The following is a 15,306-nucleotide window of genomic DNA, read 5'->3' on the forward strand; positions in this document are numbered from 1 at the left end:
GCGATGAGCGTCGACACCGAACTCCTGCTCGACTGGTGGGACCGGACCGCGCGCGACCTGCCGTGGCGCCGACCGGACTGCACCGCGTGGGGCGTGCTGGTCAGCGAGATCATGCTGCAACAGACCCCGGTCGCGCGGGTAGAGCCGATCTGGCACGAGTGGCTGGCCCGCTGGCCGGTGCCGAGTGCCATGGCCGCGGCCAGCCACGGCGACGTGCTGCGCGCGTGGGGCAAGCTCGGCTACCCGCGCCGCGCGCTGCGGCTGCACGAGGCCGCCACGGCCATCGCCCGCGACCACGGCGACGTGGTGCCGTCCGACATCGAGACGCTGGAAGGTCTGCCCGGCATCGGTTCCTACACCGCCCGCGCGGTCGCCGCGTTCGCGTACGGGCAGCGGTGCGCGGTCGTGGACACGAACGTCCGGCGCGTCGTGGCTCGCGCGGTGCACGGCGCCGGTGACGCCGGGCCGCCGTCGACCAAGCGGGACCTCCGCGACGTGGAGGCGTTGCTGCCGCAGGACGACGCGGCCACGTTCTCGGCCGCGCTGATGGAGCTCGGCGCGCTCGTGTGCACCGCGAAGAGCCAGCGCTGCGCGGACTGCCCGATCTACGAGGCCTGCGCGTGGCAGCGCAACGGGCGTCCCGCGTACGACGGCCCGGCCAAGAAGGTCCAGGGCTTCGCGGGCACGGACCGCCAGGTGCGCGGGCTGCTGCTGGACGTGCTGCGCGGCACCAGCGAGCCCGTCGCCAAGGCGCACCTCGACGTCGTCTGGTCCAACCACACCCAGCGCGAGAAGTGCCTCGACTCGCTGCTTCAGGACGGGCTCGTCGAACAGACCGCTTCGGGGCTCTTCGCACTTCCAGGGGAGCACTGATGCACGCGCTGGTCGCGTTCTTCGACGACGAGGCCGACGCGAAGGTGCGCGGCCTGTGGCAGCAGCTCGGTGTCAAGCACGAGTACCCGCCGCACCTCACCTACGCCGTCGCCGGCACCATCGGCCCGAAGGCCCGCGCCGAGCTGCGCGAGGACCTGTCGCGGCTGTGGGTGCCGGACCTGTGGCTGCACACGCTCGGCGTGTTCTCCGCGACGGAGAACGTGCTGCACCTCAGCGCGGTCGTCGACGCCGAGCTGCTGGCCGTGCACTCGGCGATCCACGACGTGCTGGCGGGCAAGGTGCGCAACCCCAGCGCGTACTACCTGCCCGGCAACTGGGTACCGCACGTGACGCTCGCGCACGACGTCACCGACGGCGAGATGAAGCAGCTCTTCGCGGCGATCTTCCCGGTGGAGCCGGTCCGCGCGAAGGTGCGCGAGGTGTCCGTTGTGGACACTCAGACCGGCGAGGTGGACGTGCTGCTCAGGAAGGCCTCGACCGCGCCGCGGTAGACGTCCGGCGCGTCGTCGTGCACCACGTGCCCAGCCTCGGGCACGAGCAGGTGCGTGCCGTTCGCACGCCGCGCGACCTCCTCCATCTGGCCGGGCAGCATGCCGCCCCTGCCCGCTTCGATGATCAGCAACGGGCAGCGCACGGCGTCGACGAAGTGCCAGTAGTCGCGCTCGCCCCACTCGGCGGCGATCTCGAACAGGTCCTCGACGCGCGCGATGAGGTGCCAGCCGTCCGCGCGCTCCTCGAAGTACTCGTCCGCGCCGGGCATGCCGAAGTACGCCTTGATGTGCTGCGGTGACTCGAACCGCTCCGGCCACGCCTCGAAGTACCACCGGTAGTCCTCTACCGACTTCCCGCGGTTGTCCGGGACGAAGTCCTCGACCACAATCGCGCGCACCAGGTCCGGACGGGTCGCCGCGAGTCCCAGCGCGTGCAGCCCGCCCATGGAGTGCCCGATCACCACAGCGGGTCCGAGGCCGAGCGCCTCGATCGACCCGGCCGCGTCGGCGACGAAGTCCTCGGTCCGCCACGGCCCCCGCTGCGGGTTCCGACCGTGCCCACGTGCGTCGATCCCGACGACACGCCCGTAGGGCTTCAGCCACTGCGCGACCGTCCACCACGTCGTGGCCCTGCTCATCAGACCGTGCAGGAGCACGATGCCTTGACCCGTTCCGCCGAACTCAACCGCCTCCACAGGGATGATTAGTACATGAAGGCACGCCGCTACCTGTTCGCGCTGGTGCTCGTGGTGCTCGTCGCGGGCGTCGTGGTCGTCACGCGCATACCCCGTGGCGAACCCGCGCCTGCCACCACGTCGCCGCAGGTCGCGGTGGAGGCGGGCGCCGGAGTGGGCGACCCGTACTACCCGACGGACGGCAACAGCGGGTACGACGTCACCCAGTACGACCTGTCGATCAGCTACGACCCCGGCAGCAAGCGGCTCGACGGCGTGGCGCGGGTGACCGCGACCGCCGCGGACGACCTGTCGCGGTTCAACCTCGACCTGCTGGGCCTGCAGGTCAGCGACGTGAAGGTCGGCGACCAGCCGGCGAAGTTCGCGCAGGAGGGCGACCACGAGCTGGTGATCACGCCCAGCGCGCCGCTCGCCAAGGGCAGGCCGTTCACCACGACCGTCACCTACGGCGGCACGCCGCAGCTGGTCGACGACGACTCGCTCGGCCGCAGCGGCTGGCAGATCTCCACCACCGGCGGTGCTTTCGCCGCGGGTCAGCCGCACTCGGCGACCACGTGGTTCCCGGCGAACGACACCCCGCGCGACAAGGCGAAGGTCAAGATCGCCGCGCGCGTGCCGGACGGCTGGTCGGTGATCTCGAACGGCATCGAGGGCGCGGTGACCAAGGCGGGCGGCTGGACCACGTACAACTGGGCCGAGGACACGCCGATGGCGACGTACCTGGTCACGGTCGCGATCGACAAGTGGACCGTGGTGCGCTCGACGTTGCCCGACGGCACGCCGGTCGTCGACGCGTACGCGCCGGGCACGCTCGACAAGCGCGCCATCGAGGGCCGCCTGCCCGAGGTGATCGGGCTGCTGTCGTCGAAGTTCGGCCCGTACCCGCAGCGCGCGGCGGGCGGCATCTTCGTGGCCGACCGCATCGGGTTCTCGCTGGAGACGCAGACCAGGCCGACCTACGCGCAGTGGGCGGACCTGGAGACGATCGTGCACGAGACCGCGCACCAGTGGTTCGGCGACTCGGTGTCGTTGAAGAACTGGGCGGACATCTGCCTCAACGAGTGCCTAGCGAGCTACTCGCAGTGGCTGTGGGCGGAGGCGAAGGACGGCGAGAACCTCGACAACCGCTACCGCACCCGCATCGACGAGCTGAGTGGGAAGACCGGGTTCTGGGCGCAGAAGCTCTACGACATGGGCCGGGGCAACGAGTTCCGCGGCGTCTACGACAAGGGCATCCTCGCCATGCACGCCCTGCGCAGGAAGGTGGGTGACCAGGCGTTCTTCCAGGCGCTGACGTCGTGGACCGCCGAGCACCGGGAGGGCAACGCGTCGTGGCCCGAGTTCGAGGACCACGTGGAGAAGGTGTCCGGCCAGCAGCTGGACGCGTTCTACCAGGCGTGGTTCCGCGATGCCGGCATCCCGGCCGATGAGCACCTGCGGCCGGGCTCGTTGCGCCGATAGGCTGGCGTCATGGCTGTCGTGAAGATCAACGCGATCAAGGTCCCCGAGGGCAACGGCCCCGAGCTGGAGAAGCGCTTCGGCGCGCGACTGGGCGCCGTCGACGACGCTCCGGGGTTCCTGGGCTTCGAGCTGCTCAGGCCGGTCGCGGGCGACGACCGCTACTTCGTGGTCACGCACTGGGAGACCGACCAGGACTTCACCAACTGGCGCGAGGGCAGCATGGGCCAGGCCGCGCACTCCGGTGAGCGCGCGAAGCCCGTGTCGACCGGCGCGGACCTCCTCGAGTTCGAGGTGGTTCTGTCGAGCAAGCCGAAGCGTAGCCAGAATGATTCATGATTGATCAGGCTGCGTGGCTGTTGGCCGGTGCTGACGCTCTGCTGATCTGCGCCGGTGCCGGGATGGGTGTCGACTCCGGCCTCCCCGACTTCCGCGGTGACAGCGGTTTCTGGGAGGCCTACCCGCCGTACGCGCGGCTGGGCCTGAAGTTCGTGGAGCTGGCCGACCCGGCCCACTTCGCGGACGATCCGGCGCTGGCGTGGGGTTTCTACGGCCACCGCCTGCACCTGTACCGCGACACCGTGCCGCACGAGGGTTTCCAGCTGCTCAAGCGGTGGGGCGCCGAACAACGCGTCTACACGTCCAATGTGGACGGTCAGTTCCAGCGCGCGGGTTTCGCCGACGTCGCCGAGGTGCACGGCTCCATCCACCACCTGCAGTGCGTCGAACCGTGCACGGACGACATCTGGGAGTGCGCGCTCGACGTCGAGGTTGATCCGGAGTCGATGCGCGCGGTCGGCGAGCTGCCGTCGTGCCGCAACTGCGGCGGCCTGGCCCGCCCGAACATCCTGATGTTCGGCGACTGGTCGTGGGTCCCGGACCGCTCGCAGGCCCAGCTCGACGACCTGACCGCGTGGCGCCGCACCAAGAAGAACCTGGTGGTGGTCGAGATCGGCGCGGGCAACGCCGTCCCGACCGTGCGCCGTCAGGCAGAGCTCGCGAGCGCCTCCTCGGGCGCCTTGATCCGCATCAACCCGCGCGAACCCGACGTTCGCCACGGCCGCGGCGTCGCACTGCCGATGGGCGCTCTGGAAGCGCTCGTCACTTTGGCACGACGAACTGCGTGACCACCGCCCGGTGATCAGTGCCGGGAACCGTGATGACGTCGACGGTGTCGACCGCGCACCGGGCGTCGACCAGCACGTGGTCGAGCGTGACGGGCGGCGGCCACAACGGGAAGTCCGACGGCCAGGTCGGGATGAGCCCGGCCCCGACCTGGTCAGCGGCGTCCACGTAGCCCGCGTTGACCAGCCGCCGCAACGCCACGTGGTCCAGCGTGGCGTTGAAGTCCCCGGCCAGTACCCGCACCGGCCCGCCGAGGTCGCGCGGCGGCAACCCGGCGAGCTCCCGCTGCCACGGCTCGGGCCCCACGACCTCCACCGGCGGCAACGGGTGCACCGACACCACTTCCATGTCCGGCCCAGGCAGATCCACCAGCGCCCCGGCCTGCCGCAACGTGCTGGGCCCGGTCAGATCCCGCCGCACAACCGGATACCGCGACGCGATCCCCGACCCCTCACCCCCAGGCGCGGCGAGGAAAACCCGGTTCGGCAGCAGTGCCCGCAGCCCGGCGCGGTCGAGGTCACCGACCATCTCCGGCGTCAGCTCCTGCAACGCCAGCACGTCGATGTTCCGCTCGCGCACGATGTCGACGATGACCTGCGCATCCGCCAGCCCACCCAACGTGTTCGACGTCATCACCCGCACCGCGGTACCAACCCCGTTGGGCCGCGAGTCGGGAAACGCACGGGCCGCCACGTTCGCGACCAGCACGATCGACACGAGCATGACGACCAGCCCCACCACCCATCGCCGCGCGAACAGCGCGATCGCACCCCACAACAACCCGGCGACGGCGATGTACGGCGTGAGGGCGACGGTGGCGAGCATGTGCCGCGTCCCGTCGATCCCGATCAGCCTGAACACAGCAGCGACAACGATCGCTATGGCCCCCAGGACCAGCACGAACGAAGTGATTCCGGACCCAGAACGCTTTACGTCGGTGTCCACCACACATCTAGTCTGCCCGAGTGGTCACACTGCTCACGGGCTTCGAGCCGTTCGGCGGCTCCACGACGAACCCGTCCTGGGACGCCGTAACCGAACTGGCGGCACGCCGCACAGTCGCAACGGCCCAGCTCCCGTGCACTTTCACCGGCTCGCTAGCCGTGCTGCGCGCGGCCATCGCCGAACACTCACCAGATCTCGTGGTGTGCGTGGGCCAGGCAGGCGGCCGCGCGGCGATAACCCCGGAGCGAATCGCGGTGAACATCCGCGACGCCCGCATCCCCGACAACGCGGGCGACCAGCCCATCGACATCCCCGTGGTCGACTCGGGCCCAGCCGCGTACTTCACCACGCTCCCGGTGAAAGCCGCCGTAGCCCGCATCGCGTCGGCCGGTATCGAGGCCAGCGTCTCGCACACGGCGGGCACGTACGTCTGCAACAACGTCTTCTACGGCCTCATGCACCTGCTGGCGACCGAGATGCCACACGTGCGGGGCGGGTTCGTCCACGTGCCCTTCTCGCCGGAGCAGGGACACACCGACAAGCCGTCCATGCCGGTCTCCACCATCGCCACCGGCCTGGGCCTGTTGGTCGACGCTTGCCTCGACACGACGGCCGACCTCCACATCAGCACGGGCACCCTGCACTAGCGCCGATTCCGGCGTATCGACGTGCCCGCTGGCTCAGTGGGGGGCTTCGCTTGGCTGCCGGTCCCCGTCGGGGCTGGTTCTTTGCTCGGCTGCCGGTTGTCGTCGGGGCTGGGTTCTGATGGTTGCTGTGTTTCGGTGTTCTGCTGTCGGTGGTTGCGTCGCGCCTTCGGCGCAGCGATTGGGCCTTGACTTGGGGCCCCTCGCGGCGTGGTGGTACACCCCAAGTCAAGGCCCAATCGCGCGGTGCCCACCACCCCGCTGACTGCCGACGCGCAAACCATCGGGCAGAACACACCGACCCACCCACCGCCGTGCCCACCAACCAAACCGGCAGATACCAAGCGAGCACCGCCGAAACCGGCGCGAACCAAGCGAGCACCGCCCAAACCGGCAGATACCAAAAGAAAAGAGCGCCCGCCGCACTCCCAACCCCCGCACTGCCAACCGGGCGCGGCCCCCGAGCACAAACCGGCAGCCGAATGATCCCAAGCATCCGAAGGGCCGGGGGTGGGGAGGTCCTCGCTGATCAGGCGCAGCCTTGCCACATCGAAAAGCCCCTGTCAAGGCAGCTTTTCCGCCTTGACAGGGGCTTTTCGATGTGGCGACCGTGAGGTGATCAGCGAGGACCTCCCCACCCCACCACCAGGAACTAGCGAACCGGAACTAGCGAACCGAGAACGGCCCAGCAGGCACCTTCACCTTGATGGTGTCGACAGACGCCGAGGCAGGCCCGTCAACAGGCTCCACAGCGGCGCAGTGCGTGCCGTTGCGCGGGAGCTTCAGGTCGACGAGGTAGCGGTCGTTGATCGTCCGAGTGCACTCGGACCGGTCGTACACGCCGTGACCCCAGCCGTCGTAGGTGACGAAGACGGTGGTGTCGCGAGACTGCCGATGCGCGTTGACGGCCCACTCGTACGCGGTGGCCGGGTCGTGCTTCGCGTTGGTCAGCAGGATCTTGGGCGCGTTGCGGATCCGCAGCGGGCGCTGCGGGTTGGTGGCCTCCGGGTAGCCGGAGCAGCCCATGGTGGCGCCGTGGCCGAGTGACGAGCCGCGCGTGTTGGGTGCGATGGAGTTCTCCATCGCCACGAGCCGCTGGTATTCGCCGAAGTTGCGGACCCGGACGTTGTAGTCGTTGCAGAACACCGCGGCGAACGGGTTCGGCGCGGTCTCGGCCGCCGCTGCGAACGCCTTGGTGTCGACCGGCGTCTCCGCGGGCTTGCCCGCGGCGAGCGAGGCGACCCACTGGGAGAACGACTTCCACGCGGGGCCGTACGCCATGCCGACGACGTTGCCGGTCAGCTCCTGCGTCGACACCTTGCGGCCGTCGGGCGAGTTCGGGTCGACGAGCTCACCCTTGTCCGCCTTGGCGAGCAGGTCCTTCCACAGCTTGCGGACGTCCTTGCCGTGCAGCGGCGCGGTCGCGGTCCGCTCGTTCCACTTCACCCACTCCTGGAACGAGTCCTCCGCGGTGCGGGCCTCGGTCGCCATGAACCCGGCCGTGTTGAGGCTGTGGTCCATGTTGCTGTCGATGATCATGGCGCGGATGTTCTTGCCGTACCGCTCGGCGTAGTGCTGGCCCATGATCGTGCCGTACGAGACGCCGTAGTAGTTGATCTTCTTCTCGCCCAGTGCGCGGCGGATGGCGTCGATGTCCTGGATGACGTCGGCCGTCGAGGCGTGGTCGAAGATCGGGCCGCTCTGCTTGCGGCAGTCCTCGCGGAGCTCCTTGTTGTACGCGATGAGCTGGTCGAACTCGGCGACGTTCTTCGGGTAGTCCGAAGGCGCCTTCTGCAGCAGGTCGATCGAGCACTTCACCGGCTGGCTGCGCGCGACACCACGCGGGTCGAAGCCGACGATGTCGAACTTCTGCGAGATCTCCGGGCTGAAGTACTCGTTGGCGAACATCGCGAACGAGACGCCCGAACCACCCGGACCACCGGGGTTGATGACCATCGAACCGATGCGCTTCGCCGGGTCCGTCGCCTTGCGGCGGGCCACGGCCAGGCCGAACTTCTCCCCGTTCGGCTTGGCCCAGTCGATCGGCAGCGTGAGCGTGCCGCACTCCACCTCGGGCAGCTGATCACAGGGCTTCCAGTCGATCGGCGCAAGAGCGATCTCCTGTGCAGGCTGCTCAGCCCGCACACCCTCTTGGGCGACCGCCACACCCCCTGCCGTGACCACAAGTGCCGTACTCGCGAGCGCTACTCCGAGCGCGCGAATCTTCGGTTGCACGGGTTTCCTCCCTAGATCCCCAGTAATGCGCACAGGACGTTTCCAGGCGACCGAGAGCGCTCACAACCGACTGAGGTAGGGCAGAACATCAGACTGAAGTCGTACAACCACCCTGAGTTACGACCGTTCGGCCCAACGGTCGTGCAGCTCCTGCTGGCCCTGGGCGGTCAGGGTGCCGAACAGCCGCAACCGGGCCATCCCGCCGTCCGGGTAGATGTCCAGGCGCGCGTGGGTGGCCTCGGGCGCGTCCGGAACGACGAACCGGTGCCGGGTGTCCGGCTGGAGCCGGGTGCGCGGCAGCAGGTCGAACCACGTGTCGGGGTCCTTGCGGGTGTCGCAGCCGGAGACGGACGCCCAGCCGGGCGAGTTGCCCTTGAAGTGGCTCGTGTCCAGCTCGGCGATCGTGACGACGCCGGGCGCGGCCAGCCGCAGCGACACCCAGTCGTTGCCCGAGTCGCGGCGCCGCGCGGTCTCCCAGCCCTCCCCCATCAGGGTCGCCTGTCCGGGCGCGATGAGGTTGTTCGGCGAGCTGTAGAACCGGTTGCTGCAGTCGACGACCGTCGCTCCGTTCTCCAGCGCCGCCAGGTCGATGCCGGGCACCAGCAGCCTGGGGTCGGCGACCGGCGAGCCGTGCACGCGCAGCCGCGCCACGCCGCCGTCCGGGTCGATGGTCAGGCACACGTGCGTGAACCGGCGCTCGGACGACACGTCGAAGAAGTGCTTCTGGTCGCCCTGCAACGGCGACCGCGGCACGATCGTCTCCCAGTCGGTCAGCTCGTCGGCCGACGGGTAGCCGTCGGCGGAGCAGGCCTCGACCCACGCGAACGGCGGGTAGTTGCCCTTGAAGAACGCCGTGTCGACGACGACGCCCCGCACGACACCGGGCAGCCCGAGCCGGATCACCGCCTGGTCGACCCCCGGCTCACGCCTGCGCCGCGTCTCCCAGCCGTCGTAGATCTGTCCTTTGTGGCCGAAGGTGTAGGTCTGGTAGACGGGTTCGGCGGCGGTGATCAGGTTCTCCCGCTCGGCGAACAGCTCGTCGTTCGCCCACACCACGCCACCACCCACCGCGCGCGACGCGAGGTCGGGGAGCCGGGTCCACTCGGTCATGCCTGTCCTCTCCTGAGCAGCTCGCCGAACGGCGACGATCCGGTGATCTCCTTGCCGCGCAGGTAGGTCCTGCGCACCACGCCGGCCAGCGGACGGCCGTGGTAGGGCGTCACGGGGTTGCGGTGGTGCAGCTTCTCCCGGTCCACTACGAACGCCTCGTCCGGCGCGAACACGGCGAGGTCGGCGTCGCAGCCGACCGCGATCCGGCCCTTGCGCTCCAGCCCCACCAGCTCGGCCGGGCGCTCGGCCATCCACCGCACCACGTCGGTCAGCGCGTAGCCCCGCGGCCGCGCGCCGGTCCACACCGCGGACAGTCCGAGCTGGAGCGACGCGATGCCGCCCCACGCGGTCGCGAAGTCGCCCTCCTTCAGCTCCGGCGTGCACGGCGAGTGGTCGCTCACGACCATCCGGATCCGGCCGTCGCCGAGCGCGCGCCACAGCTCCTCCCGGTTGGCCGCCTCGCGGATCGGCGGGCAGCACTTGAACTGCGTCGCGCCGTCGGCGATCTCCTCGGACGTGAACGTCAGGTAGTGCGGGCAGGTCTCGGCGGTCAGCGGGGCCTTCAGCTTCTCCCCCGCCGAGATCACCGACAGCGCCTCCTGGCTGGACAGGTGCACGACGTGCATCCGCGCGCCCGTCTGATACGCCACGCCCAGCACCCCGGCCGCCGCGGTCAGCTCCGAGATGCCCGGCCGGGACCCGAGGAACGACTCGTAGTCCGGCCCCGGCTCGCTGATCGAGTGCTCGTCCTCCGCGTGCACGATCGTCAGCGCGCCGAGCCCGACGAGCTCCTTGCCGACCTCCATCAGCTCGTCCTCGGTCACGTGCGGGAACTCGTCCACACCCGAGTGCAGCAGGAACGCCTTGAACCCGAACACGCCCGCCTCGTGCAACGGCCGCAGCTCGGCGATGTTGCCGGGGATGATCCCGCCCCAGAAGCCGACGTCGACGTGCGCGCGGCCCTCCGCCGCCTTGCGCTTGACCTCCAGCGCGGCCACGTCGACCGTCGGCGGCAGGCTGTTCAGCGGCATGTCGACGATCGTGGTGACGCCACCGGCGGCGGCCGCGCGGGTCGCCGAGTCGAAGCCCTCCCACTCGCTGCGACCGGGGTCGTTGACGTGCACGTGCGTGTCGACGAGTCCGGGCAGCAGCACCTCGTCGTCGCCCAGCTCGATCACCTCGGCGCCGTCGAGACGGGGTTCGATCGCGACGATCCGACCGTCGCGAACACCCACGTCGCACGCCGTCTCGCCGTCCGGGGTGATCACTCGGCGGGCGCGGAACACCAGGTCCATGCCGCTCACTCTCCCAGCCAGTCCCGCGCGATGCGACCACCCGCGAGCTCCAGCAGCAGCGCCGCCTGAGCCAGGCAACGCGTGACATCAGGTTCGATGTCGAGCAACGCGTAGGCCGCCTTCAACCCGAGTTCACCCGGTTGGATCTCGCAGCGCCCGGCCACCGCGACGACCGGGACGTCACCGGACGCGGCCGCCACTCCGGCGGGCGCCTTGCCGTGCCGCGTCTGCTCGTCGAGCGACCCCTCACCGGTGATCACCAGCCGAGCGCCGTCGACCGCCTCCGCGAACCCGACCAGCTCCAGCACCACCTCGATGCCGGGACGCCGCGTCGCGCCGAGCAGCAGCGCGGCGAACCCGATGCCGCCCGCCGCGCCCGCACCCGGCACGTCCACCAGCTCCGGCGCGCGCCGGGAGAAGCGGGTGAGCCGTTCCTCCAGCACGTCAACCTGTTCCGGCGTCGCGCCCTTCTGCGGCCCGTACACCGCGGCCGCGCCGTGCGGGCCGAGCAGCGGGTTGTCCACGTCGCTCGCCAGCACCAGGTCGACGTGGCCGAAGTCGCGGTCGCCGATCGCGTCGAGCATGCCCGCACCGCCATCGGTGCACGCGCTGCCGCCGACGCCGAGCACGATCGTCGTGCAGCCCAGGTCGAGTGCGCTGACCAGCAGTTCTCCTGTACCGCGGCTGGTCGCGGTCACCGGCGCGGGCGCGTCGAGCAGTGCCAGCCCGGACGCCGCCGCGACCTCCACGACAGCGGTGGTGCCCTTGATCGCGAAGCTCGCCGCGACCGGCTTGCCGAGCGGTCCGGTGACCCACCGGCCGACCTTCACGAACCCGGCGGCGACGGCGGCGTCGACCGTGCCGTCGCCGCCGTCGGCCACCGGGAGGCAGCGCACGTCCAGGTCGGGAACGACCTCCCGCAGGCCGCGGGCCACCGCCTCGGCGACCCGCGGCGCGGTGAGCGATCCCTTGAACTTGTCCGGCGCCACGACGACGTGGCTCACGGGAGCGGCTCGAACTCGCGCATGGACGCGATGGACGTGCCGTTGGCGGTGTTGCCCTCCCGTTCGATCATGATCTCGACGAGCACCGGACGACGCGTGCGGTCGGCCTCCTTGCGCGCCCACTCCAGCGAGTCGCGGATCTGGCCCGGCTCGGTGACGCGGAGGCCCGAGCAGCCGTACGCCTCCATGATCTTGACGTTGTCCGACCCGTTGACGTCGTAGTGGATGTCGACCTCGTACTTCATGTCGTAGCCGCCGTGGTCCTCGGCCATCCGGATCAGGCCCAGGTACTCGTTGTTCAGCATGATCAGCACGAACGGCACGTCGTACTGCGCGCCGACCGCCAGCTCCTCGACCAGGAACTGGAACGAGTAGTCGCCGACGATCCCGACGACCTCCGCGTCCGGCCGGGCCTTCTTCACGCCGATCGCGGCCGGGATCTCCCAGCCGAGCGGACCGGCCTGCCCGCACACCTGGTAGTGCCGCGGCAGGTGCGCCTTCTGGTGTTGCCCGGACCAGATCTGGTAGAGCCCGATGGCCGTGACGAAGTAGGTGTCCGGCCCGTAGAACTCGTTGATCTCCTTGAACACCCGAGGCGCCTTCACCGGCACGGTGTCGAAGTCCTCGCGCCGCAACAGGGTCCGCTTGAGCTCCTGGCAGCGGCGCACCCACGGACCCGGCTCACGACCGGCGTCACGGGACCGCGCCAGGTCCAGCAGTGCGCGCAGGAACAGCTTGGTGTCCGAGACGATCCCGAGGTCGGGCCCGAACACCTTGCCGATCTGCGTCGGCTCGGAGTCGACGTGGATGAACTTCCGCGTGCCGCGGTAGGTCTCGAGATCACCCGTGTGGCGGTCGCCGAACCGAGCGCCCAGCGCGAGCACCAGGTCCGACTCGAAGAACGACGCGTTGCCGTAGCGCTGCGAGGTCTGGATGCCGGTCATGCCCGCGTACAGCGGGTGGTCCTCGTCGACCGCGCCCTTGCCCATCAGCGTCGCCTGGATCGGGACCTGCAGGTACGAGGCGAGCTCCAGCAGTTCCTCCGACGCCTCACCGAGGATCACGCCACCACCGGCGAGCAGCAGCGGGCGTTCGGCGGCCAGCAGCATGTCCAGCGCGCGTTCGACGCGCGGCGGGTGCGGCGCCGCCTTCCACACGGGCAGCGGCGCGTCGATCGACGAGTCCCACTCGATCTCCTGCTTCTGCACGTCGATCGGCAGGTCGATCAGCACCGGACCGGGACGACCGGACCGCGCGACGCGGAAAGCCTCGCGAAAGATCCACGGCATTTGCGCGGCTTCCTTGACCTGCACCGCCCACTTGGCGACCGGCTTGGCGATCTCGACGATGTCGACCGCCTGGAACGCCTCCTGGTGCAGCTTGGCCGTCGCGGCCTGCCCGGTGATGCACAGGATCGGCACGGAGTCCGCCATCGCGGTGTACAGCCCGGTGATCATGTTCGTGCCCGCGGGACCGGAGGTGCCGATCGCGACGCCGACGTTGCCGGTCGTGCGCGACCAGCCGTCGGCCATGTGCGTGGCGCCCTCCTCGTGCCGGACGATGAGGTGCTCGATCGTGCCGTCGAGCTCCATCGCCTTGTACAGCGGGAGGATCGCGGCACCGGGACAGCCGAACACGGTGTCGATGCCCTCGGACTTCAGGACCTCGACGACGGCTTGCATGACAGGGATCCTGGGCACTACGACCTCCCCGAGAAGTTCTCGATGACCTTGAGCAGGGCCGAGTGGTCCAGCGATCCGTATCCCTGGGCCCGGCCGGCCGCGATGAGCTGGGCGATCTGCCCGGTCACCGGGAGAGCGACATCGACCTGGCGCGCGGCGTCCAGTGCGATGCCCATGTCCTTGTGGTGCAGGTCGATCCGGAAGCCCGGCGTGAACTCGCGGGCGATCATCGACTCGCGCTTGAGGTCGAGGATCCGGTTCGCGGCGAGCCCGCCCGCCAGCACGTCCAGTCCCGCCTTCGGGTCGACGCCGGACGCCTCCAGCAGCACGATCGCCTCGGCCACCAGCGCGTAGATGCCACCGACCATCAGCTGGTTCGCGGCCTTCACGACCTGGCCCGCGCCGTGCGGTCCGACGTGGACGATCGTCTTGCCGACGACCTCGAGAACCGGCTTGGCGGCGGCGAAATCGGCTTCCTCGCCGCCGACCATGATGGACAGCGACGCCTGCTTCGCGCCCGTCTCGCCACCGGACACCGGCGCGTCCAGCGACCTCGGGTGGCGCTGCGCGATGGCGATGGAGGTGGACGGCCGGATCGTGCTCATGTCCACCAGCAGCACGCCGGGGTCCAGTTCGTTGGTGAAGACGACGTCCTCGACCTGCGGGTGGTTCGGCAGCATCGTGATGACGACCTCGGCGCCGCGGAACGCGTCCCGCACGCTGTGCGCCGCCGTGCCGCCCTGCGCCTCCAGCCGGTCCAGCGCGGCCGAGCTGAGGTCGAAGCCCGTGACGTCGTGCCCGGCCGCTACGAGGTGGCCCGCCATCGGCGAGCCCATGATGCCGAGTCCGACGAATGCAATCTTGGTTCCTTTTGGCATCATGTCTGGTCCTTCCAGTCGAAGCTGCCGGTGACGGGCTTGTACTCGGCGCCGACGTAGCCCTGGTAACCGCCGGCGTGGAGCTTGGCGAGGTAGCCGAAGAGGCCGAGCTCGCCGGTGCCGGGCTCGCCGCGGCCCGGCGCGTCGGCGATCTGCACGTGGCCGATGCGGCCGACGTGCTCGGTGACGAGCACGTCGAGGTCGTCACCGTTGCCGGCGAGGTGGTAGAGGTCGGCGAGCAGCGCGACGTTGCTCCGGCCGACCTGGTCGAGCACGTCGAACGCCTGCCCGGCGGTCAGGATCGGGTACCGCGGCGCGCCGCTGAGCGGTTCGAGCACGACGGTCGCGCCGATCTCGGCGGCCACGTCCGCCGCGAACGCGAGGTTCTCCAGCGCGAGGTCGTTCGGCTCGTGGTTGCCGAACAGCGCGTTGAGGACAGTGCAGCCGAGCCCTTCCGCGATGCGGGCGGTGACCTCGACGTTCGCCCGGAACTCCTGCTCACGGCCCGGCCACGACACGAGGCCGCGGTCGCCTGCGGGCATGTCGCCCGCGAAGAAGTTGAGCCCGACGAGCTGGACGCCCGCGTCGCGGATCGCCCCGGTGAAGCGCTCGATCTCGAGTGCGGGCGGCACCGCGTCGGCGAACGGCCACCAGATCTCGACCGCGTCGAAGCCCGCTGCGCGCGCGGCGGCCGGACGGTCGAGCAGCGGCAGCTCGGTGAAGAGCATCGAGAGGTTGACGTCGTAGCGCATCTCGCCAGTCCTTCCACATTGCGGAAGTTCTCTTCCGTACAACGGAGACACTAGACATCGTGCGGCGCCTGGGTCAAGAATGTGGAAAACAGATTCCG

General features: G+C 69.9%; 15 protein-coding genes. 6 read left to right on the top strand and 9 right to left on the bottom strand.

Annotated elements, in window-relative coordinates; translation table 11 throughout:
* Window positions 1–3 precede the first annotated feature (3 nt).
* Window positions 4–873, top strand: a complete 870-nt coding sequence (locus FKR81_RS16240) for an HhH-GPD family protein (protein ID WP_146352771.1) — start codon at window positions 4–6, stop codon at window positions 871–873.
* Complete coding sequence (locus FKR81_RS16245; protein ID WP_186762998.1) at window positions 873–1,385, top strand: 2'-5' RNA ligase family protein; 513 nt, start codon at window positions 873–875, stop codon at window positions 1,383–1,385. The genes FKR81_RS16240 and FKR81_RS16245 overlap by 1 nt, the downstream gene beginning before the upstream one ends.
* Here the strand turns inward: FKR81_RS16245 and FKR81_RS16250 are convergent.
* Entirely contained in the window at window positions 1,331–2,080 is a 750-nt protein-coding gene (locus tag FKR81_RS16250) for an alpha/beta fold hydrolase (protein WP_146352773.1), read from the bottom strand. The genes FKR81_RS16245 and FKR81_RS16250 overlap by 55 nt on opposite strands.
* Before the next feature lie 15 nt (window positions 2,081–2,095).
* Between FKR81_RS16250 and FKR81_RS16255 the strand changes: the two genes are divergently transcribed.
* The 3 genes from FKR81_RS16255 to FKR81_RS16265 are packed head-to-tail and all read left to right on the top strand — an operon-like array spanning window position 2,096 to window position 4,665.
* Complete coding sequence (locus tag FKR81_RS16255) at window positions 2,096–3,541, top strand: M1 family metallopeptidase (protein WP_146352775.1); 1,446 nt, start codon at window positions 2,096–2,098, stop codon at window positions 3,539–3,541.
* 9 nt (window positions 3,542–3,550) lie between these two features.
* The gene (locus tag FKR81_RS16260) at window positions 3,551–3,877 is read left to right on the top strand and encodes an antibiotic biosynthesis monooxygenase family protein (RefSeq protein ID WP_146352777.1); all 327 of its coding nucleotides are present in this window, start codon (window positions 3,551–3,553) and stop codon (window positions 3,875–3,877) included.
* Window positions 3,874–4,665 carry an SIR2 family NAD-dependent protein deacylase gene (locus FKR81_RS16265; protein ID WP_146352779.1) on the top strand — a complete coding sequence of 264 codons (792 nt, stop codon included), beginning with the start codon at window positions 3,874–3,876 and terminating at the stop codon, window positions 4,663–4,665. The genes FKR81_RS16260 and FKR81_RS16265 overlap by 4 nt, the downstream gene beginning before the upstream one ends.
* Here the strand turns inward: FKR81_RS16265 and FKR81_RS16270 are convergent.
* Complete coding sequence (locus FKR81_RS16270) at window positions 4,640–5,524, bottom strand: endonuclease/exonuclease/phosphatase family protein (protein WP_235921578.1); 885 nt, start codon at window positions 5,522–5,524, stop codon at window positions 4,640–4,642. The genes FKR81_RS16265 and FKR81_RS16270 overlap by 26 nt on opposite strands.
* Before the next feature lie 104 nt (window positions 5,525–5,628).
* On the opposite strand from FKR81_RS16270, the gene pcp reads away from it, so the two are divergent.
* Window positions 5,629–6,255 (top strand): pyroglutamyl-peptidase I, encoded by a 627-nt coding sequence (gene pcp, locus FKR81_RS16275; RefSeq protein ID WP_146352781.1) that lies wholly within the window; start codon window positions 5,629–5,631, stop codon window positions 6,253–6,255.
* Window positions 6,256–6,918: 663 nt separating this feature from the next.
* On the opposite strand, the gene FKR81_RS16280 is transcribed toward pcp, so the two are convergent.
* From FKR81_RS16280 to FKR81_RS16310, 7 genes are all read right to left on the bottom strand, one after another.
* Window positions 6,919–8,487, bottom strand: coding sequence for an alpha/beta hydrolase (locus FKR81_RS16280; RefSeq protein WP_146352783.1), 1,569 nt, complete (start codon window positions 8,485–8,487; stop codon window positions 6,919–6,921).
* 117 nt (window positions 8,488–8,604) lie between these two features.
* Window positions 8,605–9,597: an allantoicase gene (gene alc, locus FKR81_RS16285; RefSeq protein ID WP_146352785.1), complete on the bottom strand. Its 993-nt coding sequence runs from the start codon at window positions 9,595–9,597 to the stop codon at window positions 8,605–8,607.
* Window positions 9,594–10,892, bottom strand: coding sequence for an allantoinase AllB (gene allB / locus FKR81_RS16290; RefSeq protein WP_146352787.1), 1,299 nt, complete (start codon window positions 10,890–10,892; stop codon window positions 9,594–9,596). Before allB ends, alc begins: the two co-directional genes overlap by 4 nt.
* A 5-nt stretch (window positions 10,893–10,897) precedes the next feature.
* Window positions 10,898–11,896, bottom strand: coding sequence for a glycerate kinase (locus FKR81_RS16295; RefSeq protein ID WP_146352789.1), 999 nt, complete (start codon window positions 11,894–11,896; stop codon window positions 10,898–10,900).
* Window positions 11,893–13,596: a glyoxylate carboligase gene (gene gcl, locus FKR81_RS16300; RefSeq protein ID WP_268891553.1), complete on the bottom strand. Its 1,704-nt coding sequence runs from the start codon at window positions 13,594–13,596 to the stop codon at window positions 11,893–11,895. The genes FKR81_RS16295 and gcl overlap by 4 nt, the downstream gene beginning before the upstream one ends.
* Window positions 13,596–14,459, bottom strand: coding sequence for an NAD(P)-dependent oxidoreductase (locus FKR81_RS16305; RefSeq protein WP_235921579.1), 864 nt, complete (start codon window positions 14,457–14,459; stop codon window positions 13,596–13,598). The genes gcl and FKR81_RS16305 overlap by 1 nt, the downstream gene beginning before the upstream one ends.
* Entirely contained in the window at window positions 14,456–15,208 is a 753-nt protein-coding gene (locus tag FKR81_RS16310) for a hydroxypyruvate isomerase family protein (RefSeq protein WP_146352793.1), read from the bottom strand. Before FKR81_RS16310 ends, FKR81_RS16305 begins: the two co-directional genes overlap by 4 nt.
* Window positions 15,209–15,306 lie beyond the last annotated feature (98 nt).

It is taken from the genome of Lentzea tibetensis (genome assembly GCF_007845675.1).
Taxonomy (GTDB): domain Bacteria; phylum Actinomycetota; class Actinomycetes; order Mycobacteriales; family Pseudonocardiaceae; genus Lentzea; species Lentzea tibetensis.

Coding starts and splice junctions, on each gene's coding strand:
- FKR81_RS16240 (WP_146352771.1), top strand. CDS start 4: ATGAGCGTCGACACCGAACTCCTGCTCGACTGGTGGGACCGGACCGCG.
- FKR81_RS16245 (WP_186762998.1), top strand. CDS start 873: ATGCACGCGCTGGTCGCGTTCTTCGACGACGAGGCCGACGCGAAGGTG.
- FKR81_RS16255 (WP_146352775.1), top strand. CDS start 2,096: ATGAAGGCACGCCGCTACCTGTTCGCGCTGGTGCTCGTGGTGCTCGTC.
- FKR81_RS16260 (WP_146352777.1), top strand. CDS start 3,551: ATGGCTGTCGTGAAGATCAACGCGATCAAGGTCCCCGAGGGCAACGGC.
- FKR81_RS16265 (WP_146352779.1), top strand. CDS start 3,874: ATGATTGATCAGGCTGCGTGGCTGTTGGCCGGTGCTGACGCTCTGCTG.
- alc (WP_146352785.1), bottom strand. CDS start 9,597: ATGACCGAGTGGACCCGGCTCCCCGACCTCGCGTCGCGCGCGGTGGGT.
- allB (WP_146352787.1), bottom strand. CDS start 10,892: ATGGACCTGGTGTTCCGCGCCCGCCGAGTGATCACCCCGGACGGCGAG.
- FKR81_RS16305 (WP_235921579.1), bottom strand. CDS start 14,459: ATGATGCCAAAAGGAACCAAGATTGCATTCGTCGGACTCGGCATCATG.
- FKR81_RS16310 (WP_146352793.1), bottom strand. CDS start 15,208: ATGCGCTACGACGTCAACCTCTCGATGCTCTTCACCGAGCTGCCGCTG.